Source organism: Nostoc sp. C057, from assembly GCF_013393925.1.
GTDB classification, from domain to species: Bacteria; Cyanobacteriota; Cyanobacteriia; order Cyanobacteriales; family Nostocaceae; genus Nostoc; species Nostoc muscorum_A.
On the sequence record NZ_CP040281.1, the window covers coordinates 6,292,033 to 6,317,125 of the forward strand.

Here is a 25,093-nt window from a genome sequence, read left to right on the forward strand (position 1 = left end):
GATTTTATCTAAGTTTGTGGGGGAGGGTGCGATCGCTCTTTTGTATAGAACGAGCGATACACCAAAATAATTCCTGGGAATACTGAGATTAAGTCTATGTTGGCAACAACTATGGTTAATCCTTTTACTCAGCGACCAGAACCACATTTGTTTAAGGGAGGAAATGCCTCAGATTATGAGGTAGTCGAAGGTGAAGCAGGTACTTGGTGTACCCGCTATAGAGCAAGTGGAGAGACAATTCAATCCGTTAGACCAGCTACTGATATGTTTAACATTGCTAATTTGGGAGTAAATATACTCAATCTTGGTGTCGGCATTTACAATTCTGTCCAACTTCACAAGATCAAAAAGAAATTAGACCGGAATCAAGAGCAGGTTCAATCATGTGTTGAGAAATTAGACAGAAATAATGAACAAATTCAAACTTGCTTTAACAGTATTAAAAATGCCCTGACTGTTCAACACCGCACTCTTGAATTATTAATTTGTAATCAGTGTAATTTAGCACAGCAAATGAATATTCTCCGTGAGGAGATGCGTACAGGTTTTCAAAATATTGTAGAAGAAGTTAAAGATTTAGAAGCCCGTAGGCGTAGAGAAGAGTTTGAGACTCGAACCTTTAAATTACTCAAAACCTATGAACGATTTACTTATATACTGCCCGAATTATTAGAAGCAGATCAACTTATTGAAAGAGCTGAGGATTTAGAAGCTTGGCTGCGAACTCAACTTAATCGTATTGATATAGGCAAACCGGAAAGATTACCACTAATGGTAGCTCTTGCCTTTAGTGTCAGAGCAAAAGCTGATGCCTTTGAAGCTAAAGGAGGAGATTACACAAGTTTTGCTACTAAAGATATTGGTCTACTAATAAATCAATTACGTGATGAGATTCGCGCATTTTGCGAGGGACGCAGTTTATATACTCTTGGAGTAGAAATGCCAGAAATACTCTACCAGTATGCCTTTTTGAACCGAAGTCTTTGCAGAGGGTATGAATTTCAGAAAAAAGCCAAGCAAGTTGATTCTGAATTTATTTTTTCAGAGGAGGAGTTGAAATGGGATGATGGAATGCAGGAATTAAGAGAATTATTTAGACCTAACATTGAACATACTCAATTCTTAGGTGGAAACCAAGATATTAAACTAAATACTCTAGCAGACTATGATTGGTACATACGTTTTGCAAATCAAGATAGATTAACTTTCAACGTTCACTCTCATCCCTCAATAAAACTCTCTGACATCCTGCAAAATATAGGTCATCCAGAACCTCAGACAGGGGGAATTAGAAAAACTACACTCAATACTCTTATGGTTTTTGCTCTGCCTGAAACAATAAATAATATTTCCCAGCTTATACAAAACGAATTTGAGTTAGAAAATTTCCCTAAACTTCGTGGTTTAAACAATTTAGATATACAGAAATAATAAATGAGCGATCGCTAAGTATGGTTATTCAATGGTCAAATGAGGATAAGTGCTACTTGGTATACTTACCGGAATTCCTTTGGCAGCAATTCCATACTCATGGCAAAAGTTATGAAGTTTAAATAACTCCCTAGACAGAGGAAGCGTCTAAAACGATTATTTAGCATTCCAACATATACTAGTAACGTATATTTGACTAGAATTAAAGTGTTATAGTGATTATCGTTTGGATACCATCTACGGTAGGGGTTTACGGAAGTGCGCCTCTACGAAAGACATCGCAATTTAGCTATAAGTTAATATTTACCGTTTTACGGGTATTAGAAAAATGAGGTTTAAAGACTGGGCGACTAGGGTGTTACTAATCTCGCTGATGTTCATGGCTGTGATTGTAGTGCTGCTAATTGGGCGAGCGACAAAATTACACAATAATCCAATAACATCCCATGTATCTAATCCACGGGTTATGGCCTTCAGTCAATATCCGCAGGTGCAATTCCAATCAGCGAAAGAGCCAGAGAAAAAATCTCAACGTGTTATCAAGTCCCCAGTCAAGACTAACAAGCCTGTATCAAGGTACATAACTACTCAAGCTTTTGCAAAGTACAGACCTAGTTATCAAGTTGCTTCGGTTGATCCAAGTAACTATGGAGAACGGTACGCCCAAGATGCTAATGGTATACCTCTTCACAATCAACCGATTATCGTCCTCCATGAAACTGGTTATTCTGCTTCCAGCGCGATTAATTTCTTTCAAGTAGCCCATAACGATGAAAGTGTACAGGCAAGTTACCACGCTTTAGTCAAGTTAGATGGAACGGTGGTTTATCTAGTACCGCCAGAAAAGCGGGCTTTTGGTGCAGCTAACTCAGTATTTGAGAGTCCACAGGGATTGGAAACTGTGCAGACTAATCCAAAGTTACCTGCGTCTGTGAATAATTTTGCTTACCACGTTTCTTTGGAAACACCGCCAGATAGTTATGACAGTAATAGCCAACAAACCCATAGCGGCTACACGGAGGCTCAATATAAGTCTCTTGCTTGGTTAATTGCTCAAAGTCAAGTTCCAGACTATCGAATTACTACCCATCATCTCGTAGATCGTTCTGGTAAAAAAGTTGACCCGATAAATTTTGATGGTAATAAATTTCTGAGTTTACTTAATACTTTTCGTCAAGTTAGACCAATTTATAGAGCTAGTAAATAATTTATTCGTAATGGCGTGGCAAGGCTAAAATAGTGCATTAGACGTAGATTGGGTGAAGCGGAGCGCAAACCAACATATATCAGAATGTTGGGTTACGCAAAGCCTCCACCCAACCTTGTATCTTAGAAAGAGTAGTAGACCGTCCCAACCTTGGTCAAGAAAGACCGCTTTGTAGCATGGGTCACTACAATAATCTCTTTGACAGAACTCGAACAGTCGCCAGGGGCAAAAATTTAAATACTGATGTTTAGATTATACAGTCCGTATCGTGCAAGGATGAGTGTAATCAAGGGGATAAGAATCAACTATAACAAACACAATCCGTGAGAGTGAAATATGGAAAATATTGCTCAATGGGTAGGTATTGATGTGAGTAAAGCCACATTAGATGTTTATATCCGTCCTCTGGGTAAAGCTATGATTGTGGCAAATACAGAATCAGAAATATCAAATCTAGTGGAGCTACTCTTATCCTATAGTTTAAATCTGATTGTACTAGAAGCAACCGGAGGATTAGAAACTGAACTAGTAATCCAATTGCAAGCTGCACTTTTACCAGTAGCATTAATTAATCCCCGTCAAGGACGAGATTTTGCGAAAGCTACGGGTAAGCTGGGCCAAAACTGATGCCATTGATGCACAAATATTGGCACATTTTGGCGAAGCGATGAAACCCCAAGTTTTAGCCATTCAATCCGAAATGGCGCGTCAATTATCGGAATTAATTAGTCGCAGACGACAATTAGTGGAGATGCAGACAGCCGAAAAGAATCGCCGCTCACGCACTCGTGGTCAAGCCTTGGCAGATATTGAGGCTCATATTGAATACCTGGAAGAACACCTCAAACAACTCAATCAAAAAATTGCCGAATTGACGCAAAACAATCTTCAATGGATTGATAAAGTTAATTTACTTAAAAGTACTCCTGGTATTGGTCAAGTAATTTCGACAACTCTGGTTTCGGATTTACCAGAACTGGGTCAACTCACTGCCAAACAAATTTCTCGCTTAGTTGGTGTTGCACCAATTAATCATGATAGTGGTCAACACAAAGGTAAGCGCATGATTAATGGCGGTCGCGCTCATGTTCGTGCCATTCTTTATATGGGTGCTGTTGTTGCTATGCGTCATAATCCGGTTATAAAGGCCTTTTATGAGCGCCTCGTCGAACGTGGTAAATCGAAAAAATTAGCTCTCACTGCTTGCGTTCATAAAATGTTAGTCATTCTAAATGCAATGGTTCGAGATAATTTGCCTTGGCGTGTAACTGACAACTTACAACCCATTGCCAACGCTTAATCACAACTCAACGTTTTTATACTTTGGAATAGTCCCCCCGATGATCCCATTGCGGCATTTGGGTCAACTTTTTATGCTCTTTTTTATCTCCACGGGAAATCCAGCAACTGGGGAAGATTCTGCGGCGAAGCGGAGTGGCTGGTGCGGGCTGCTACCATCTTAACCAAGAGCCACAAGTCTTTTTGCCCGTACCAGCCACCGCAGAATCTAGCGCTGCGTTCCCCAGTTGCGTCAATGTTAAGAGTCCCGGTTTTTTGTTAACGTTCGCTTGACTTTTAAGACAGTCGCTACAATTTTTTTGCAACATTTTAGTCTTGCCACGCCACTACAAAATTTATTGAACCACGCTATTTGCTAAAGCTATATATTTGCTGCTTTTCCAGGCGATCGCTAATCGATGAAGGTAGTGTACCATCCGAGAATGTCTGCCGATCTAGTTGGACTTGTAAATTACTTAAGGGATCACAACCAGAAGAAATCAGAAATTCTAGTTTCTGGATGTATGGCAAGGTTGCGAGGTTATCCAGAATTTGGAAGATAGCCTGTATATAAGGATGGCCACTTTGTTGATACCAATCACAGCTAGCAACTTTTGCTTGATCAAAACCCAAGTGTACTGTCAAAGATGGCTCGTCAAATATAGCGATCGCTAATGGACGCGCTTCTTCTTGCAACAATAAATCATTACTTTTCGCTAAATGTCGCAGTTTCTCTAAGCGTTCATAACGTTCTGTCACAGCTTCCGGGTCATCTTGCCAATGGATTGCTACTGTCACCAGATAAGTCTGTAACAGCATGTGACCCAGCTTTTTCGCCTTTGTCGCTAGGTAATAAGAATTGTAGTCGGTTGCTTCAATTAACAATGGCACGCGATCGACTACTTCCAAGCCGTAACCTTTAACTCCAGCAATCTTACGGGGATTATTGGTAATCAAACGAATCTTTTTGATGCCCAAATCCATCAGCATTTGTGCGCCCATCCCGTAGTCTCGCAAGTCAGCAGGAAATCCCAAACGCTCATTTGCTTCAACTGTATCCAGTCCCATATCCTGCAACGAGTAGGCTTTTAGCTTGTTAATCAAGCCGATGCCCCGCCCTTCTTGACGCAGGTATACAACTACACCTTGACCAGCAGCCTCAATCATCTTCAGGGCAGCTTCTAACTGCATCCGACAATCGCAGCGCAAAGAACCCAAAGCGTCACCAGTTAAGCATTCTGAGTGCATCCGCACCATTACTGGCTCATCTTTAAAGTTATCTGGATCTCCTTTGACAATTGCAACGTGTTCTGTATTATCCAGGGTATGGCGGTAGGCGTAAATTTCAAACTGGCCGAATTGACTAGGCAGCTTGGTAATCACCTCACGATACACCAGGCGATCGTGCTGTAGGCGATAGCTGATTAAATCCGCAATACTAATTATTTTTAAATTGTGACGTTTGGCATATTCAAATAATTGCTGCAACCGCGCCATTGAACCATCGGGGTTTTGAATTTCACAAATTACCCCAGCTGGATATAGCCCTGCTAGTCGAGATAAGTCTACAGCTGCTTCCGTATGCCCTGCGCGTTTGAGTACACCCCCAGCTTTTGCCCGAATGGGGAAAATATGACCAGGACGACGTAAATCGGTAGGTTTTGTGGCTGGATTGAGAGTAACCTGGATAGTGCGGGCACGATCTTCTGCTGAGATGCCAGTCGTGACACCCAATTCTGGGCCAGCATCAATGCTAACAGTGAAGGCAGTTTGGTTCGTGTCTGTAATGTTGCTTACCATCAAAGGTAAGTCTAGCTCGTCTAAGCGATCGCCTGTCATTGCCAAACAAATCAGCCCTCTAGCTTCCACCGCCATGAAATTAATCGTGTCGGGTGTCGCAAATTGGGCAGCACAAATTAAGTCGCCTTCATTTTCTCTATTTTCATCATCTACCACTACAATTACACGACCAGCTTTTAGGTCTGCTAAAGCGGCATCAATCGAATCAAATTTAAAAGCTTGGGTAGGATTAGGCTGTGACACAGAAAGATTTCCAGCTACCAACGTAAATTTTTTTTACAATTTCTTCTTTTAGATTGTAGCTCCTTTATAAGGCAGAGAAGTAGACTAGCAATGATTTGATAACAGGGCAAAAATTTTTGCCGTTCAAAATGGGAATTTAAAGTGCAGCGACAGCCAAGGATGAACAAGATAAGGGGGACAAATGGCATTAAGATAAGCGCAAACCCTTGATTTAACTGGCTTTTGAGTGTGGGGAGTGTGGGGAGTGTGGGGGGTAAGACTTCTTCCCCATCCTCCCACACCTCCCACACCTCCCTCAAACAAAGGTTTCAGGTTTTCTTAGTGCCATTCATAAGGGGGGACAAATAGAATATTTTGTCACTTCGCCGCGTCTTCTTACTTTCCGTCCGAAAAAAGTAGAGGGGTTTTAGGTGTTTTGTACGCTAAGAGTCTAGTCGCTGATATTGTTGATAGCTGAGAACGAATTAACTATTCATGGGATAAGGATTTCAGATCATGGGCAAATTTAGACGCGTACCCGTTGGGATTGTTGGCGCGTCGGGCTATGGCGAAGTGCAGTTAGTACGGCTACTGATGGATCATCCAGAAGTCGAACTGGTTTATTTAGGTGGTGAGAGTGGTATCGGTAAATCCTTTGGGGATTTGTACCCGCATCTGGCTCATGCCACTAATCTACCAATAGAAGCGGTAGAACCAGAAATAATTGCTCATCGCTGTGAAGTAGTTTTCCTGTCTTTACCAAATGGTCTGGCTTGCCAAATCGCGCCCAAACTATTAGAAAAAGGATGTAAAGTGCTGGATCTGAGTGCAGACTATCGGTTCAGGGATTTGACAACTTATACAAATTGGTATGGCATTGAGAGAAGCGATCGCACCATTGCAGCTACAGCAGTTTATGGATTACCAGAACTTTATCGCGATCGCATTGCCGAAGCTCAACTTATTGGCTGTCCTGGTTCCTATCCCACTGCTAGTCTCCTTGCACTTTCGCCACTCTTAAAGCAAGGCTTAATCGTCCCAGAAACAGCTATTATCGATGCCAAGGCTGGCACATCTAGCAGTGGACGGCAACCTCAAACCAACTTATTACTATCTGAAGCAGATAATTCCATCGCAGCTTTCAATATCGGCCGTCACCGTCATACCCCAGAAATTGAGCAAATTTGCAGTGACTTAGCTGGTCACGAACTGATGATCCAATTTACACCGCATCTTGTCCCAATGGTACGCGGGATTTTGGCAACGGTATATGCCAAAATGAGCGATCCCGGTCTAGTGCGAGATGACTTAATCACAATTTTCTCAGCCTTCTACCGCAACTCTCCTTGGGTAAAAGTCTGCGGTAGCGGCATTTATCCCCAAACCAAATGGGCTAACGGCAGCAATCTTTGTTACATCGGCGTAGAAGTTGACTCGCGCACAGGTCGGGTGATTGTCATGTCGGCAATTGACAATCTAATTAAAGGGCAGGCGGGTCAAGCGATTCAATGTCTAAACCTAATGATGGGCTGGGATGAAACTTTGGGGTTGCCCAAGTTGGGGTTTTATCCTTAATTAGGGGAAAGGGGACAGGGTACAGGGGACAGAAAATACCTGTAACCTGTAACCTATTCCCTATTCCCTACTTCGGCCCTAAACCCACAGCACCAGCATAAACGGCGCGATCGCCTAGTTCGTCTTCAATTCGCAGCAAGCGATTATATTTTGCTACCCGTTCGCTGCGACAGAGGGAACCTGTTTTGATTTGACCGGCACGGGTTGCTACAGCTAAATCAGCGATCGTTGTATCTTCGGTTTCACCAGAACGATGGCTAATTACTGAACGGATGCTATTACGAGTTGCCAAATCAATCGTTTCCAAGGTTTCGGTGAGAGAACCAATTTGATTGAGTTTAATCAAAATGGCGTTAGCGGCTTTTTCTTGGATGCCTCTTTGCAAACGAGTAGCGTTCGTTACAAACAAATCATCCCCTACCAATTGCACCCGCGAACCTAACTTCTGGGTCAGCAATTGCCAACTTTGCCAATCTTCTTCATGTAAACCATCCTCAATTGAGACAATTGGGTATTGGTCAACAAGTTGTCCTAAATAATCGATAAACTCAGCTGGGGCGTGAGGTTTACCATCGTAAACATACTGGCCATTTTTGTAAAATTCGCTAGCTGCAACATCTAAAGCTAAAGCTACTTCTTCTCCTGGCTTGTAACCAGCTTTTTTAATGGCAGCAACTAGCAGTTCCAAAGCCACCTGATTAGATTCTAGGTTCGGGGCAAAGCCGCCTTCATCGCCTACACCAGTAAGCAAACCCTTTTCATCTAATACCTGGCTGAGGGTAGCAAACACTTCTGCACCCCAGCGCAATGCTTCCCGAAAAGAAGTTGCGCCAATTGGGACAATCATAAACTCTTGAAAATCCACGTTATTTGATGCGTGTGCGCCACCGTTAATTACGTTCATCAACGGCACTGGGAGCAAATTCGCTAAAGGGCCACCCAAATAGCGATATAGAGGAATATCTAGAGATTCAGCACCTGCTTTAGCTGCTGCTAAGGAAACCCCCAAAATCGCATTCGCGCCCAAACTGGATTTGTTAGGAGAACCATCTATGGCGATCATCGTCCGGTCTAGGAGTTCTTGGTTGAGGGCATCCAAGCCTATTAATTTTGGTGCAAGTGCTTCTTTGACGTTTTTTACTGCCTTGAGTACGCCTTTGCCCCCATAACGGCTTTTATCGCCATCACGCAGTTCGTGAGCCTCAAAAGTGCCTGTGGAAGCACCACTGGGAACCTGCGCTAGTCCGACAACACCATTGGCTAAATGCACTTCGGCTTCAATTGTTGGTCTACCGCGTGAATCAAGAATTTCACGGGCTGCGATCGCTTCAATTGCAGTGTCTAAAAATTTACTCATCTGTACTTTATCCTTTATTCGAGTGTGTTACGCACCCAGTCCAGTTGCCTAACCCAATCGCTAGCTTATGCTGTTAAGAGACTTTATTGGCTGAGATTAAAGAAGATTTCCATTATATGGATCGGGAACAACACCAAAAATGGGTAAGGGAATGTTTATTTGATCGAAACAGAATTCAGGAGTCAGGAGCCAGAATTCAGTTGGGTATTCTGTGCGACTGGTGGATAGCGCAGCGTTAGCGAGTCCACGATAGCAAAGCGTTAGCGAGTCTTTTAGCGTCGCGTCTTGCATTCTGACTCCTGTTAGCGGTAGCGGGGCGTTTAGCCCATTCTGACTTCTGAATTCTTCTTCAATTTTTCCCTGATGGCATTTCTCCTGAAGACTGTCAGCTAGGTAAAATGTTTGCAGAGAATAACACTAAATCAATTACACAGAAAAGGTCAATATGCGATTACTACATACAATGCTACGGGTAGCAAATCTGGAAGAGTCGTTGAAGTTCTACTGTGAACTTTTGGGTATGAAATTACTGCGCCGAAAAGATTATCCAGGGGGAGAATTTACCCTGGCTTTTGTGGGCTATGGTGACGAAAGCGACAACGCAGTAATTGAACTAACCTACAACTGGGGTGTGGAAAAATATGAATTGGGTAATGCTTACGGTCACATTGCCCTTGGAGTTGATGATATTTACGCTACCTGTGAAGAAATCCGCAATCAGGGCGGTAAAGTCGTGCGCGAACCAGGGCCGATGAAACATGGTTCGACAGTAATTGCTTTTGTGGAAGATCCAGATGGGTATAAAATTGAACTGATTCAACTAGGATCTCAAGGTTCGGCAGCCAAACAGGAATCACAAGAGCAACTTGTGAGTCAGTAATTCTTATAAGTGAACTACCCCGCCGTAAGACGGACGGAGCTTCCCAATTCATCGGGAACAGCCTCCAGAAATTTGTAGTTCTATTGGTCTGACATTCCCTCCAAGGGCAGGAGTCCTGGTTCCTAAGACCCAAACCTTTCTCTTGCGACACATACCTATCCAGCTTGGTTTTCGCTTACGGCATTGGTGGTCAAGATAATCCAAAGCTTATCAGAAAATTTTGGTGCTTCGTCATACATCCGCTATTGTTTTTGTTTACACAAAAAAACAATAGCGGATGCAATCCTTAGTACCCGCTTACAATCCCCACCTTATGAGTACATTGTTCGCGTTAGCGTCTCGCAGAGAAAGTGGGGACTTCCCCGACACGTTAAATTAGAAAATAGGTAGTAGATTAAACTATCACCAAATTACCATTCCTAAATTGCCACTGGAGATACACACGGATATACGCTGAGAATGTTTGGATAATTAGGGACTGGGGACTAGGCACTAGGAATTAGTGACTAAGTAAAAGTTTTTCCAATCCCCAATATCCAGTCCCCAATGCCCAATCCCTAAACTAAAAATCAAAATTCCAAAATTATAAAGATGCAACCTACAGATCCGAATAAATTTACTGATAAAGCCTGGGAAGCAATTGTTAAATCTCAGGATATAGTCCGTGCTTATCAACAACAGCAACTAGATGTTGAACATTTAATTATTGCCCTGTTAGAAGAACCCACTAGTCTAGCAATACGTATCCTGGCTCGATCTGAGGTCGATCCAATCCGCTTTCAACAGCAGTTAGAAGCCTTTATCCAACGTCAGCCCAAAGTTGGTAAAAGCGATCAGCTTTATCTTAGCCGTAGTTTAGATGTTTTACTAGATAAAGCTGAGGAAGCTAGAGTCAGGATGAAAGACTCCTACATTTCCGTAGAACATATACTTTTGGCTTTTGCTGAAGACGATCGCATTGGACGAAAGATCCTCAAAAGCTTTAGTGCGGACGCAGCTAAACTAGAAGCTACTATCAAAGCCGTTCGCGGTAGCCAAAAGGTAACAGATCAAAGCCCAGAATCGCGCTATGAAGCCTTACAAAAATTTGGTAGAGATTTAACAGAACAGGCAAAAGCTGGAAAACTCGACCCGGTAATTGGGCGAGATGACGAAATTCGGCGGGTAATTCAAGTATTATCTCGTCGGAGCAAAAATAACCCAGTCTTGATTGGTGAACCTGGCGTAGGTAAAACTGCGATCGCAGAAGCTTTAGCACAACGGATGGTAAACGGTGACGTTCCCGAATCTCTGAAAAACCGCCAACTGATCTCTTTAGACATCGGTAGTTTGATTGCTGGGGCAAAATTGCGAGGAGAATTTGAAGAACGCCTGAAAGCTGTCCTCAAAGAAGTTATGGACTCTAACGGCCAAATTGTCCTATTTATCGACGAACTACATACCGTAGTCGGTACAGGTTCCAGCCAACAAGGGGCTATGGATGCCGGAAATCTGCTCAAACCAATGCTGGCGCGGGGAGAACTGCGTTGTATTGGTGCAACTACCCTCGACGAGTTCCGCAAACACATTGAGAAAGATGCCGCCCTAGAACGCCGCTTTCAGCAAGTATTTGTCGATCAGCCAAGTGTGGAAAATACTATTTCCATTCTGCGGGGATTGAAAGAACGCTATGAAGTACATCACAACGTCAAAATTTCTGATTCGGCTTTGGTAGCAGCAGCAACTCTATCAGCGCGTTATATTAGCGATCGCTTCTTACCAGATAAAGCCATCGATTTGGTGGATGAAGCCGCAGCACAGTTGAAAATGGAGATTACCTCCAAACCAGCAGAATTGGAAACCATCGATCGCCGCCTCATGCAGTTAGAAATGGAAAAGCTGTCATTAGCTGGTGAAGAAAAGGGTACTGCCCAAACTAAAGAGCGTTTGGAGCGAATTGAGCAAGAAATCGCTAATTTGACCGAAAAACAGCAAGTATTTAATGAGCAATGGCAAGGTGAAAAGCAGATATTGGAGGCAATAAGCGCCTTAAAGAAAGAAGAAGATGCTCTGCGAGTGCAAATTGAACAGGCGGAACGTGCTTATGACTTAAATAAAGCTGCTCAACTGAAATATGGCAAATTGGAAGGAGTACAGCACGAGCGCGAAGCCAAAGAAGCGAGCCTTTTAGAAATTCAAAACCAAGGTTCGACGTTGTTGCGAGAACAAGTTACTGAAGCCGATATTGCCGAAATCGTCGCTAAATGGACAGGAATTCCCGTCAATCGCTTGTTGGAATCAGAACGGCAAAAACTACTGCAATTAGAAAGTCATTTACATCAACGAGTGATTGGGCAAGAAGAGGCTGTAGAAGCTGTAGCAGCAGCGATTCGCCGCGCCCGTGCGGGGATGAAAGACCCCTCGCGCCCCATTGGTTCATTTTTGTTCATGGGTCCTACGGGAGTGGGCAAAACCGAACTCGCCCGTGCTTTAGCTCAGTTTCTCTTTGATTCTGATGATGCCTTGGTGCGCTTGGATATGTCTGAGTATATGGAAAAACACTCAGTTTCTCGGTTAGTGGGTGCGCCTCCAGGATACGTAGGCTATGAAGAAGGTGGTCAACTTTCCGAGGCAGTTCGCCGCCGTCCTTACTCAGTGGTGCTGTTGGATGAAGTGGAAAAGGCGCACCCAGATGTGTTCAATATTTTATTGCAGGTGTTAGATGATGGGAGAATTACTGACTCTCAAGGAAGAACAGTAGATTTTCGTAACAGCGTTATTGTGATGACCAGTAACATAGGTAGCGAACATATTTTGGATGTATCTGGTGATTCTCAGTATGAAACGATGCGGAAGCGGGTAATGGAAGGTTTGCGATCGCATTTCCGCCCAGAATTTCTCAACCGCGTCGATGATATTATTCTCTTCCATACCCTAAATCGCACCGAAATGCGGCAGATCATCCGTATTCAACTCAAGCGAGTAGAAAATCTCCTGCGCGAGCAAAAAATCTTCTTTGAGATATCCCAAGCTGCTTGCGATCACCTTGTGGAATCAGGCTATGACCCTGTTTATGGTGCGCGTCCACTCAAACGCGCAATTCAGCGAGAAGTAGAAAACCCCCTCGCCACCAAGTTATTGGAGAATACTTTTATCTCTGGAGACACGATTATCATTGACAAAAATGAGAACGGTCTGTCTTTTAGCAAAAAAGTGCTGGTGAAGGTGTCAGTACCACAGATTGCTACATAGTCTAAGAAGGCGATTAGAAATCGTAGAAGCGGTAAAGTGAAATGGTGATCGCTAGGTGTCCAGATCCCCGACTTCTTTGAGAAGTCAGGGATCTAACTTTCCACAAATAATTTACGATTACTATATGTATGTGCCATCGCTTTTAATTTAAGCTGCTTAAAACTGAGATTTAATATATAAATTTCATACTTTTTTTAAGTATTTTCCTTCTGATTTGCATAGTCATCATAAAGTCCCTCATCTTTTAATATATAGCCATTCAAAAAGCCATCATGGTTGTGGGTGCTTTCGGGTTCTCCTACATGAATTATGTTGTCATTCTCAGTTTCCCAATCTTCACGATCTAAAACTGAGAATTCTGTTAATTCCGGGTCATTCAAAAAATCTTCGGCAGTGGCGGCAATAAAGGGTTCTAGTATTTTGTGACGTTCTGCCACAGGTCGCCGAGCAATTTCTCTGAGAAATAGTCGTTTTGGTTGAGAAGTTGATGTAATACTAAAATCTGAATTTTCATTGTCTAGCTGCTTACAATTTGCTGTTTTTTGTACAAGAAACTCGACAAAATATAGTACTTGCTGTTGCTTCTCGTTTGAGAGAATTCGGAGATTATCTAGTACTACTTTTTCAAGATTGATTGTTTCTGACATTTGATTTACTTTTCTTTAGATAGGTTAACTCTGTAATTGATAATTTATGGGCATCGCTTTTAATTAGAAGTAGTATGAATGGGATCGCTACTCTTGAATTAACGCCTAAAACTAATAATTTGCAAAAATCTTGTCACAACCTGAGTAAATTTTTGCCATTTCAACTTTCTGAGAGCAATTCTTCCGTTGTTCCAAGCTTCATCTTTATCAGGTTTAATTTTCAGTGCTTGGTCGTAGGATGCAAGCGCTTCTTCGTAGCGTCCTAAATTAAATTGCACAATGCCCCGATTGTTCCAAGCTTCATCTTTATCAGGTCTAATTTTCAGTGCTTGGTTGTAGGATGCGAGCGCTTCTTTATAGCGCCCCAAATTAAATAGCGCAATGCCCCGGTTGTACCAAGCTTTGTCTTCATAAGGTTGAATTTTTAATGCTTGGTTGTAAGATGCGAGCGCTTCTTCATAGCGTCCTAAATTGTGTAGCACATAGCCTCGATTGTACCAAACTTGGTTGTCATCAGGTTTAATTTTCAGTGCTTGGTCGTAAAATGCGATCACTGCTTCGTATTCATTAGCGGTAATTAATAAATTTCCCAGTTTCAATAGTAAACTTGCTTTACGATTATCTGTCTGATGTTTTTCGGTCAGCAAATCTTGAATTTCTATAACTTTTTCAATTTTTTGTTCAGGGCTGAGTTTTAAATATTCTTCATAGTCTCCTTCCAACAGCAAGCGATTTGATTCTTGCTCTACTACTTCCGGCGTTGTCGGTAATTCAAACACTCCAGAACGCCAATCAAAAAAATCTGGGGCGCGATGAATAAAATAGTTTATCGAAAATGAACGCACAAGAAAAACAAAGCTAATTGCAAAATCATCTCTAAAGCGTTCTCGCTGCTGGTTTAAGTGATTTAAAATATGCGGAACACTAGTTAAATTGCTAAATTGTCCTTCGGTAATTTCACCAAAATTTCTTTGTTCATACTTATATAAAGAATATTCCAAACCTTTAATCAATAAAATATCAACTTGCTTGTTTTTAATAGACTCTGCTACTAGCTCATATAAATTATCAATTGCCTCAACCAAGCGTAAAACTGTAATCTTCTTCTGCGGAATCTCCTGGGGAAGTTTGACAATAAACTTGTCTGCTTCTCCAGGTGTACATTGGACAAAAAACAAACCAAATCCTGATTTACGCTTCAGTGCGCGAAGCAAGTCTTGATAAGCTTCTTCTGGTTCTGGGGGTAAATCATCATCCCAATCACTTAAATTTGGGTTCATGCAAGTTTCGTTACAGCTTCTTTAAATTCTGGAATTCCTTGAATCAATGGATGAATATCATACCAACGCTGCATCTCTCCATCATCATCCAAATAGCGGTATTCTAAAAGACAGCGATTATACATCAAACTCCGATACAAGTTATCATTAATAATGCGCTTAGAACAAGACACTTCGGCTAACAGACACCATTGATGATTTTCTACAGCGCGGCGATAAGTATCTCTAGCTTGAGTAATTGCTCGTCGCACTGCCTTTTCTGAAACAGGTAACTCTTCAGTGCGTCCAAAGGCATCTTGAGTTAACAATAGCAAATTCCTCACATGACCTCCACTCATTAAACAAAGTCTGTCTAAGGTTTGGGGACTGTCGAAAATTTCTGTTTCTAGTGATAGCTCTGGTGCAATTTGCCGGACTCGCTTGTTAATTACTTCCTTAACTTTCTTGAGTCCTGGCTGGTAAACTTCGCCCTTGAGAGTGTTTACCATAATCATCGGCAAAATTTGGGGGTCGCCGTAGATATCTCTGAGGTCTGTTGCCCTGGTAGAATAGACCATTGAAATCGGGACAGTGTAAATCAAATGGCAATCTAAAGCTTGGAGTTGTTCGCTACGGTCTAAAAAAACTTCTTCATAGTTGGTGCGTTCTCCATCTTTGACTAACACCATCCGGTCTAAGTTATCGACAATCACCGCCAGTTTCTTGTAGCCATTAGGTAAGTGCTGTTTTGCATCCAACAAAAATTCATTTAACACCTGAATTAAAGTGACGGTGTAAGGATCAATTTTTTGGCGAATCTTCTGGCGTAATTCAGGAACAGCCCTTAAATTTGCGGTCAACTTGGCGAATTGAGTTAATTGTGCTTCTACTCCCAGACTCTCAAATTCTATGGGAGTCTGCGCCAAATCTTTCAAATCTTCCCAACGACCTTTTAACCAGTCGAGTATAGGACGAGGACTAGCAATTTCTTTTAAATCTTTGAGCAAACGGCGGGTACAGGCGAGGAGTATATCTGTATATTGGGCATCTTCAGAATCGATATCCTCTTCATCAGCCGCAAAATACACAACATAAAATTCCCGATTTTCTAAATATTTCTTTAACCTGAGTAATTCTGTAGACTTCCCCGCACCCCGATGGCCAGAATACAATTGGCAAGTATTTGTATCTGCCAATCGCATCCGATTTCCCAACTCTTGCTCAATATCCGCATCTCCCCGCACATCCTGACAATCTACATATTTTGGATCGCCTGCGGGTAAGGGTTCAAAGGGGTTAAAGGCATTGTAGAGTTTTGCGAGTAAGTCAGAACTATTAACCATAGGTAAAAAATATAGCAATCATGCTCATAATAATGGAGATTAAGCAGAGACGCGATTAATCGCGTCTGTACTAGGAAGTAGGGAAATCCGAATCAGAAATGGGGGCAAACAATGCTCAAAAAAGGTGCGATCGCCTAAGCTATGCTTTTAAAATCCTAATTGGTATCATGTCCTTCTGTATTCTCCGGGTTTATCCTGGAAAGCAGAGGGCTAGGGCTTGTTTTCAAAGTCTTAGATCCCCCCAACCCCCCTTAAAAAGGGGGGCTAAGAATTTCTTAAAGTCCCCCTTTTTAAGGGGGATTTAGGGGTATCTAAAAAATTAGGAGGCTAAACGAATAGTTTGAAAACACGCCCTAGGCTGTATAAGCCACTATCATCATTTCAGATACTAACATCGAAAAATTACCAATTATGCTAGAACAAGGCACTATCAGTATTCATACTGATAATATTTTCCCGATCATTAAGAAGTCGCTCTACTCAGATCATCAAATTTTCTTGCGGGAACTCGTATCCAACGCTGTAGACGCTATCCAAAAGCTGAAAATGGTATCCCGCGCTGGAGATTACGCTGGAGATATCGGCGAACCAGAAATTGAAATTGCCATTGACAAAGATAACAAAACCCTATCCATCTCCGATAACGGTATCGGGATGACCGCAGATGAAGTTAAGAAATATATCAATCAGGTTGCCTTCTCTAGCGCTGAAGAATTTATTCATAAATATGAAGGCAAATCAGATCAACCCATAATTGGGCATTTCGGTCTTGGTTTCTACTCTTCATTCATGGTGGCGCAAAAGGTAGAAATTGATACTCTCTCCTATCAAGAAGGGGCGCAGGCGGTTCACTGGACTTGTGATGGTTCCCCAGCTTTCACCCTAGAAGATTCGTCCCGGACAACTCGTGGTACTACTATTACTCTCAGTCTCCAAGGAGAAGAGGAGGAATTTTTAGAGTCCGCACGAATTAAGAATCTTGTCAAGACCTACTGCGACTTTTTACCAGTACCAATAAAACTAGAAGGTGAGGTATTAAATAAGCAAAAAGCACCGTGGCGAGAGTCTCCGAGTAATCTGAGTCAAGAAGAGTATTTAGAGTTTTACCGCTACCTGTATCCTTTTCAGGAAGAACCTCTGTTGTGGGTGCATTTAAATACAGACTATCCCTTTATCATCAACGGGATTTTGTATTTCCCCAAAATGCGACCGGATGTAGATGTTACGAAAGGTCAGATCAAGCTATTTTGCAATCAAGTTTTTGTTAGTGACAACTGCGAAGAAATTATTCCGCAATTTTTGATGCCGATGCGGGGTGTGATTGATAGCACCGATATTCCCCTGAACGTATCGCGGAGTGCCTTGCAAGGCGATCGCACTGTGAAGCGAATTGGCGACTACATTGCCAAAAAAGTAGGCGATCGCCTCAAAGAACTTTTCCGCGATAATCGTGAACAATACATCAGTGCTTGGAAAGACCTCGGCACCTTTGTAAAATTTGGCGTTCTCAACGACGATAAATTCAAAAAGCAAATCGAAGATATCATCGTCTTCCGCACCACCGCCAAGCTGACAGAGAAAGCTGCTGCTGAAACTCCAGTAGTTGAAGTCCAGTCTTCAGATGGGGATGCTTGGCAAGATGTGACTCCTTCACCCAGTGCTGAAAACTCAACTCCCACGGCTCCTTACACGACACTGAAAGAGTATTTAGAACGAAACAAAGAACGCAACGAAAACCGCGTTTTCTACAGCACTGATGAAACAACCCAAGCTACATACATAGAACTGCACAAAAATCAAGGTTTGGAAGTCCTGTTTATGGACTCCTTCATTGACACCCACTTTATCAACTTCCTAGAGCGGGAATATCAGGATGTCAAGTTTACACGGGTAGACTCAGACTTAGACAATACTCTGCTGGAACAAGATAAAGATAAGGAAATTGTTGATCCCAAGACGAACAAAACTCGCAGTGAGACGATTAAAGAGTTATTTGAGAAATCGCTCAACAAACCCAAACTCAACATCCGTACCGAAGCCTTGAAATCAGACGATCCTCAAGGTACACCACCTGCGATCGTTCTTTTACCAGAGATTCTGCGCCGCCTGCGAGAAATGAATGCCATGATGCAGCAGGGAACAGCAGAGTTTCCCGAAGATCACATTTTGCTGGTGAATACTGCTCACCCGCTAATTCAAAATCTGGCAAATCTGAACCAAGGTACTATTATCCAAGGTGACGGTCAATCGTCTACAGATCAGTTAGTGAACCTGATTTGTCAACACGTTTACGATTTAGCGCTGATGTCTCAAAAAGGATTTGACGCTGAAGGAATGAAATCTTTCGTCGAGCGATCGAATGAGGTACTCACCAAGCTGACTGAACAAGCTAGTAAATAGTTGGGAATTGGGAATTGGGAATGGGGAACTTGTACTGAGCGAAGCCGAAGTATTGGGTATGAAGACGAGACAAGGGAGATCAGGAAGAGGGGGGAGACTTACTTGTTCAATAATTCCCCCTTGTCCCCCTGCTCCCCTGCTCCCCTGCTCCCCCTGCTCCCCTCATCTCCCCCACTCCCTTTTCCACTTCTGTTGTCTAAGACATAGAATGGAAAGGCTGTATTAAAATAACAATCTGGAGATACTTGCTATGTCTCGTCGCTGTGAACTAACTGGTAAGAAGGCAAATAACGCCTTTGCTGTTTCTCACTCCCACCGTCGTACAAAACGCCTTCAGCACGCCAATCTGCAAAGCAAGCGTGTTTGGTGGGCTGGCGGAAATCGCTGGGTCAAATTAAAGCTGTCCACCAAAGCAATTAAAACCCTAGAAGTTAAAGGGTTAGAAGCAATGGCGAAAGAAGCTGGTATTAACCTCAATCATTACTAAGTAATCTGGTATTTGATAACCTGAGACTATGTACGGGAGACAGGATAAGCGGCTTTGCCGCTATTCATCCTGGTTCCCTACCAAAATAGAACTGAAATTAGACGGCTCATTACCCAAAATTAATTCTGAATTACGAATTACGTTAGCGTAGCCCATTACGAATTACGAATTATCCCTGTTGTATCTGCTTTTGTACCCAAAGACGAAAAGCTTTGAATGTTGCATTTCTGCCTTCGGTTATAGTTTGCTCAAGATATTGAGTAATCGCTTCACCTAATTTAAACTGAGGAAAATTTAGGCTTTGCTGAGACTCTACATAATGACCATCTTGCAGAACATTAATTTGGAGCTTTCCTTTGTTAAAACGCCAAAGCTCAGGTACTTTTAAAGCTTCATAAATATTAGGATGAGTGCGAGAAGTAATGTCAACTTCTATAGCTAAATCTGGAGGGGGGTCTACTGTTAAATCTAGACGCTTCTTTCCACGAATTTTAGATTCATTTTTTATATAGAAACACTGGTCAGGTTCTATACCTTGAGCCATTACTTGGTTTTTGAAAGTTGTAGAACCAAGACTGATGAACTCAGTATTTAGCTCTTCCAGAAGCGCTTTGACTAAATCGCCAATAATTTCTTTATCATATTCATGTTCTGGCAGTGGTGCCATAATCTCCAGTATTCCCCTGTCATAAGCAATTCGTGCTACACGGTGTTCCCCTAAATCCTCTAGAATTGTTTCCAATTCTTGCCAGGTTACATCTCGCAGTAACACTCTTTGTCCTGGTGGAACATGGATGCGCTTTAATTCCAACAACATCATCTTCACTCCCAGTAGCTTATATCTAAATTTAGCTTACCTAATTCATTGCGACAATTTTTGCTTGTATCGAATTGTCGAATGCCTACACGCCGCAGCTTGTTGTCGGATATCACCTAACTCCTCATAGAAATGTCAGCAGGGGAGCATGGTTTAAAGAAAAAACCTCTGGGGACTCCAGAGGTTTTAGTTCCTGATTTAGTTTCTATTGGTTACTACAATTTGTCCTCAGTCATTTCCAGATAGAGAAGGAAATTATTTGATTTGAAAGAAATTAAGGGTAAGCACACTCTTTAGAAGTGTCTAAATATACTAAGCCAAAAACTAATGAATGACCTTGTAAAAATATTTCTTGAACCAAAGAAAACTGTCAACTTTTTCAAAAATTTAGTAAAACCTGTCTTTAGCTAGAGCAAATTAGTCGTAAATACGTCTATAAATGCTTTTTTGCCAAACTAGAATATTTTCATACTATAGATAGATATATATATCATATATATGGCAGATAGTAAGGGATGTAGTTTTCCTACTATGGACAGATGTAGACTTAATATAAACTCATAAAAATCCTGTATTTTTTAGCAGACAATAAGTTAGGTATCTTGCCATTTGTTCCGATAATAAATTTTAAATGAGCAATTATTATTAAAGCGAAAACTCTATGTTAAACTCTTACTTTTTTTATTCCGATGATTTGTAATATTTTAGTGAAAATATTATCAAGTTTTGGTAAATATTTTTTATTTTTTGTGAAAGCTATTGACTAGATGTAGGATTATCCTTAAATAAGTAATAGTGGATTAAGATAAAGATTGGGTAACTGTCACTTCAACGTTGCAATTTTCTTCGAATTAGGTTCAAATTTAGGACTATCTACTGATGAGAAAGCCACTAATTTTAGATAGTCTAAGAAGTAGATTATTATTCATACCTGACCTTGAATGTTTTTCGCTTCCCATTAACTAAACAAGATCCAATTTTTCGTTGGTAATCAAAACTTAACCTACTTAAATATTAGTAGGTTAGTCTATAAACCGTATTGTAGAACTCAGTAAAATCATCAATATAAGGGCTACCCGAAGCCTTGAAAGTGTTTACCTATTACCATCAACTAGGGGTAATGGTCTTAACCAATACCATTATTGCACCGGGCTTCAGGAAAATCTGTCAAATTTTAGCGGCTAACTAGTGATTGGTTTAATGGTGTGAAGTATTTTTATTCCAAGTGAAGACCATTAATGTCCAATTTTAATTTATTAAAACCTGAATCATGACAGTAATATCGCTCCTAAATTATCAGAATATTAGGGGTATATATACCTGTCGCTATTTGCACACCACATCAAGATTTAATTAACCTTCTAGGCTCAATTAATTTGCAGTTGTAAATCCTGTTATCTCAGGATTAAAAACAGTTGCGAAAGACACATTTGCCCACATTTTATACTTGGTAGAAACTGATAAAAATTATGTCAGAAAATTTCAGTCAAGAGAAAGCTTTTGAATGCTATGACATGCATGAGAGCAAGTTCTTAACACCTTTCCAACGGAAGGCACTGCTGAAAAACCTGCAAGCTAATTTACAACCAGAATATCGTCGGCGGATTGAAATTATGTTACTTGCTGATAAAGGTAAATCTCAAAGCCAAATCTGTGAAATCTTAAGTTGTTCCCAAGAAATGGCACGGTACTGGATTGGTGTAGCAGAGGCAGGTTTAGCACATAAATGGAATGAGCGACCGATAGGTAGACCCAAGACTGTTAACGATCAATATATTGAACGCTTGAAAGAATTGGTAAGTAATAGTCCGCGTGAATATGGTTACGCATTTAGCTGCTGGACAGCACAATGGTTAAGTAAACATTTAGCAAATGAATTTGGCATTGCAATTACTGATCGCCATGTTAATCGGCTGCTAAAAAAAATGGGACTTTCTACTAAGCGCAAAAATTCTTGTCCACAAGAAACTGACAAAAATAAAGATGCTGGCATTACAATCTGCGACTTGCAATCTAACTCTGAACCTAGTTTGCATTGGTCATTTAATCTAATTCAGACCAATAACTAATACTGTTTTGGAGGTTAGAAAATGCCATCAGCGTTTTCCCAGCAATATTTAGCTGAACAAATTACCCAAGTCTTGGGTAAGTCGCTGTCAAAGGAAGAACTTGATACGTGTCTTGGAGGGCTGAAGATTGTCGAACCACAAGTAGCAAAGCAGTTTTGGCAAGCAACTACAACTGACGCAGGAATTTTTATTGTCCTGGGTGGTAAAGTCAGGCTGCTGGATAGCTCTAATAATTTAATTACCACTCTCTTTTCTGGATCGTCATTTGGCGAGTTGACTTTATTTCCAGAAAAGGAATTTAGTCCTTATGTTGCTAGAGCTTCGGCAAACTTAAAGCTTTGTTATATCAACCAAGAGACTTTACAAGAGGTAATTCGGACATCGCTTAGTGTCCGCGATCGCCTTTTAAGACGCGCAGAGGTCTGGGATTTGCTGCTGTTATGTTGTTACAACTCCTTAATTGGGCATAATGGCACCGTTGAGGAGACGTTTAAAGCGCTATCTCTATTTGAGCGACACAATCTAGAAAGTGGTTCTTTAAGTGCCAATCTCACTAAAGATATCAAGCTTTGGTTGCTGCATCGGGGCGAACTGCTAGATTCTCATGGGCGAAGATTGACACCTGGAAACATCTACCTGAATCCCAAAGAGGGAAGTTTGCAGGTAGCGCAATCAGCGATCGCTTACAGTTTGAGTAATGCAGATTGGCAAACAGCCCTACAACACTGGCCGCAATTAGCAGAGTTGATAGATTCCCAAGAGCCTCAAACTGTCCTGGAGAGTGGAGATTTGGGGCTGGGGACTAGGAAAGACTTTTCCCAATCCCCACAATCCCCAATTCCTAGCATTGAGCCAAAACAAAAGCAAAAAAGACAACGGCCGTACTTTCCTAGCCCAAAGGTAAGGGCTGGGCATTGGTTGGGACGCTTGACTAAACGGTATCCGTTTTTTGAACAACAAAGCGCCTCCGACTGTGGAGCATCTTGTCTAGTGATGATTAGTCGCTATTGGGGGAAGCGCTTTAATGTCAACCGCATCCGAGATTTAACTAACGTCAGTCGCAGTGGGGCATCAATGCGGGGTTTGACAGCCGCCGCAGAAAGTATCGGCTTTGCTACCCGTCCGGTGAAAGCTAGCTTCGATAAACTAGCCCAACAACCCCTACCTGCGATCGCTCACTGGGAAGGTAAGCACTATGTTGTCGTCTATGAAGTCAATAAAAAACGGGTAATTATTGGCGACCCCGCCATCGGTCAACGTACCCTTACTGCTAGCGAATTTAAAGCCGGTTGGACTGGTTACGCCCTGTTATTACAACCCACAGACTTACTCAAAGAAACCCAAGAAGCGACTACAGCATTTTGGCAGTTTTTTGATTTAGTCAAACCTCACTCGCAAGTACTGTTAGAAGTGTTTCTCGCTTCGGTGTTGATTCAGGTGTTTGGACTAGTTACACCTCTATTTACCCAGCTACTGTTAGACCGAGTAATTGTCCAGGGTAGTACCCTAACTTTAAACGCCGTTGGTTTAGGCTTACTAATTTTTGGTTTTTTCCGCGTTGCTCTGAATGGACTGCGGCAATATCTACTAGATCACACAGCCAATCGTCTGTCACTAACACTGCTGGTAGGTTTTATTAAGCATACCTTTCGCTTGCCCCTAGCTTTTTTTGAGTCGCGGTACGTTGGCGATATTGTCTCTCGCGTCCAAGAAAACCAAAAAATTCAGCGCTTTCTAACTGGAGAAGCACTGTCTATTGGTTTGGATTTGATGACAGTATTTGTCTATGTAGGATTGATGTTTTGGTATAGCTGGCAAATGGCATTGTTCAGTTTAGCGATCGTCCCGCCTTTTGTATTATTGGCGCTGGTCGCTACACCTTTTTTGCGCCGCATTAGCCGCGAAGTTTTTAATGCTTCAGCTAAAGAAAACAGTTATTTGATTCAATCTCTCACGGGTATTCGCTCAGTTCGTTCAATGGCAATTGAGCAAACAGTCCGATGGCATTGGGAAGAACTACTGAATAATGTCATTAAAAAGACCTTTAGCGGTCAGGTAATTAGTAACCAACTGCAAATCTTTAGTTCTAGTATCGAATCACTAGTTACTACAGGATTACTTTGGTTTGGCGCATGGCAGGTAATTCAAAATCAACTAACCATTGGACAATTGATTGCCTTTAATATGTTGTTAGGAAACGTTATTCGACCTTTCCAACGACTCGTTGTCCTCTGGAATCAGTTGCAAGAGGTGATCATTTCCACTGAGCGAATTAATGATGTTTTAGAAGCCGAACCAGAAGAAGATTTGCAATTTCAACCACGTCAAACTTTAAGTAGTTTACGCGGTCATATTGTATTTGAAAATGTGACTTTTCGTTATCATCCAGAAAGTGATATTAACGTCTTAGAAAACCTCAGTTTTGAAATCAAACCTGAGCAAACTATAGCGGTTGTGGGGCGTAGTGGTTCTGGAAAAACAACCCTCTCCAAACTGATTTTAGGGCTATATCTGCCGACGGATGGCAAAATTTTGATTGATGGTCAAGATGTGACCAATATTTCTCTGCGATCGCTCCGCTCCCAAATTGGCGTTGTAGACCAAGATACCTTTTTGTTTGGCGGTACGATTCAGGAGAATATCAGCATTGCTCATCCAGAAGTTTCGCAAGAAGAAATTATTGAAGCGGCGCGGCTAGCAGGAGCAGATGAGTTTATTAAGCTAATGCCAATGGGCTACGAAACCCAAATTGGTGAAGGTGGCGGTATGTTATCCGGTGGACAACGCCAACGCCTAGCGATCGCTCGTGCTTTGTTAGGAAACCCCTGCTTCTTGATATTCGATGAAGCAACCAGTCACTTAGATGCTGAATCTGAGCGGATTATTCAGCACAACCTGACAAAAATTCTTCAAGGACGCACAAGTTTAATTATTGCTCATCGTCTCTCTACAGTGCGTAATGCTGACTTAATTTTGGTTTTAGATCGGGGCATTTTGGTCGAAAGCGGCACTCACGAGCAATTAATCGCTAAAAAAGGACATTATTTTTATCTCAATCAGCAACAACTAGCGCAAACAGGTTGAAAGGGA

Annotated in this window: 15 protein-coding genes and 2 pseudogenes; 11 read left to right on the forward strand and 6 right to left on the reverse strand. The window is 41.8% G+C overall.

All coding sequences use genetic code 11. The annotated features are described in order from the left end of the window. Positions 1–264: 264 nt before the first annotated feature. The 4 genes and pseudogenes from FD724_RS26915 to FD724_RS40410 all read left to right on the forward strand — a co-directional run bounded on the left by FD724_RS26915 (position 265) and on the right by FD724_RS40410 (position 3,938). The gene (locus FD724_RS26915; RefSeq protein WP_179074721.1) at positions 265–1,431 is read left to right on the forward strand and encodes a hypothetical protein; all 1,167 of its coding nucleotides are present in this window, start codon (positions 265–267) and stop codon (positions 1,429–1,431) included. A gap of 20 nt (positions 1,432–1,451) precedes the next feature. After that, positions 1,452–1,547, forward strand: a pseudogene (locus tag FD724_RS41125) (type II toxin-antitoxin system HicB family antitoxin); the annotation flags it as partial. Positions 1,548–1,759: 212 nt separating this feature from the next. Continuing rightward, a complete protein-coding gene (locus FD724_RS26920) occupies positions 1,760–2,638 on the forward strand; it encodes a peptidoglycan recognition family protein (protein ID WP_179074722.1) in 879 nt (292 codons plus the stop codon). Positions 2,639–2,974: 336 nt separating this feature from the next. After that, a pseudogene (locus FD724_RS40410) lies at positions 2,975–3,938 on the forward strand (IS110 family transposase). Between the two features lie 347 nt (positions 3,939–4,285). On the opposite strand, the gene ribBA reads toward FD724_RS40410, so the two are convergent. Beyond that, positions 4,286–5,959, reverse strand: coding sequence for a bifunctional 3,4-dihydroxy-2-butanone-4-phosphate synthase/GTP cyclohydrolase II (gene ribBA / locus FD724_RS26925; protein ID WP_179074723.1), 1,674 nt, complete (start codon positions 5,957–5,959; stop codon positions 4,286–4,288). A gap of 495 nt (positions 5,960–6,454) precedes the next feature. Here ribBA and argC point away from each other — a divergent pair, with 495 nt between their 5' ends. Then, positions 6,455–7,513, forward strand: a complete 1,059-nt coding sequence (gene argC / locus FD724_RS26930) for an N-acetyl-gamma-glutamyl-phosphate reductase (protein ID WP_179074724.1) — start codon at positions 6,455–6,457, stop codon at positions 7,511–7,513. Between the two features lie 67 nt (positions 7,514–7,580). Here argC and eno read toward each other — a convergent pair whose 3' ends face one another. After that, on the reverse strand, positions 7,581–8,870 hold the full coding sequence (gene eno / locus FD724_RS26935) for a phosphopyruvate hydratase (protein WP_114082235.1): 1,290 nt from the start codon (positions 8,868–8,870) through the stop codon (positions 7,581–7,583). Positions 8,871–9,315: 445 nt separating this feature from the next. On the opposite strand from eno, the gene gloA reads away from it, so the two are divergent. Together gloA and clpB are read left to right on the forward strand one after the other, a co-directional pair. After that, positions 9,316–9,750 carry a lactoylglutathione lyase gene (gene gloA, locus FD724_RS26940; protein WP_114082234.1) on the forward strand — a complete coding sequence of 145 codons (435 nt, stop codon included), beginning with the start codon at positions 9,316–9,318 and terminating at the stop codon, positions 9,748–9,750. A gap of 591 nt (positions 9,751–10,341) precedes the next feature. Next, positions 10,342–12,981, forward strand: a complete 2,640-nt coding sequence (clpB, locus tag FD724_RS26945; protein ID WP_179074725.1) for an ATP-dependent chaperone ClpB — start codon at positions 10,342–10,344, stop codon at positions 12,979–12,981. 194 nt (positions 12,982–13,175) lie between these two features. Here the strand turns inward: clpB and FD724_RS26950 are convergent, their stop codons facing one another. From FD724_RS26950 to FD724_RS26960, 3 genes are all read right to left on the reverse strand, one after another. Beyond that, a complete protein-coding gene (locus FD724_RS26950) occupies positions 13,176–13,628 on the reverse strand; it encodes a hypothetical protein (RefSeq protein ID WP_256874371.1) in 453 nt (150 codons plus the stop codon). 98 nt (positions 13,629–13,726) lie between these two features. Next, positions 13,727–14,908, reverse strand: coding sequence for a tetratricopeptide repeat protein (locus FD724_RS26955; RefSeq protein WP_179074726.1), 1,182 nt, complete (start codon positions 14,906–14,908; stop codon positions 13,727–13,729). Beyond that, the gene (locus FD724_RS26960) at positions 14,905–16,230 is read right to left on the reverse strand and encodes an AAA family ATPase (RefSeq protein ID WP_179074727.1); all 1,326 of its coding nucleotides are present in this window, start codon (positions 16,228–16,230) and stop codon (positions 14,905–14,907) included. The genes FD724_RS26955 and FD724_RS26960 overlap by 4 nt, the downstream gene beginning before the upstream one ends. Positions 16,231–16,641: 411 nt before the next feature. Between FD724_RS26960 and htpG the strand changes: the two genes are divergently transcribed. Beyond that, entirely contained in the window at positions 16,642–18,630 is a 1,989-nt protein-coding gene (gene htpG / locus FD724_RS26965) for a molecular chaperone HtpG (RefSeq protein ID WP_179074728.1), read from the forward strand. 250 nt (positions 18,631–18,880) lie between these two features. Beyond that, a complete protein-coding gene (rpmB, locus tag FD724_RS26970; RefSeq protein ID WP_114082227.1) occupies positions 18,881–19,117 on the forward strand; it encodes a 50S ribosomal protein L28 in 237 nt (78 codons plus the stop codon). Positions 19,118–19,286: 169 nt separating this feature from the next. Here the strand turns inward: rpmB and FD724_RS26975 are convergent, their stop codons facing one another. After that, on the reverse strand, positions 19,287–19,934 hold the full coding sequence (locus FD724_RS26975) for a Uma2 family endonuclease (protein WP_179075638.1): 648 nt from the start codon (positions 19,932–19,934) through the stop codon (positions 19,287–19,289). Positions 19,935–21,403: 1,469 nt separating this feature from the next. On the opposite strand from FD724_RS26975, the gene FD724_RS26980 reads away from it, so the two are divergent. Next, positions 21,404–22,003: a helix-turn-helix domain-containing protein gene (locus FD724_RS26980; protein ID WP_114082225.1), complete on the forward strand. Its 600-nt coding sequence runs from the start codon at positions 21,404–21,406 to the stop codon at positions 22,001–22,003. Between the two features lie 21 nt (positions 22,004–22,024). Beyond that, the gene (locus FD724_RS26985) at positions 22,025–25,087 is read left to right on the forward strand and encodes a peptidase domain-containing ABC transporter (protein WP_179074729.1); all 3,063 of its coding nucleotides are present in this window, start codon (positions 22,025–22,027) and stop codon (positions 25,085–25,087) included. Positions 25,088–25,093: the final 6 nt, after the last annotated feature.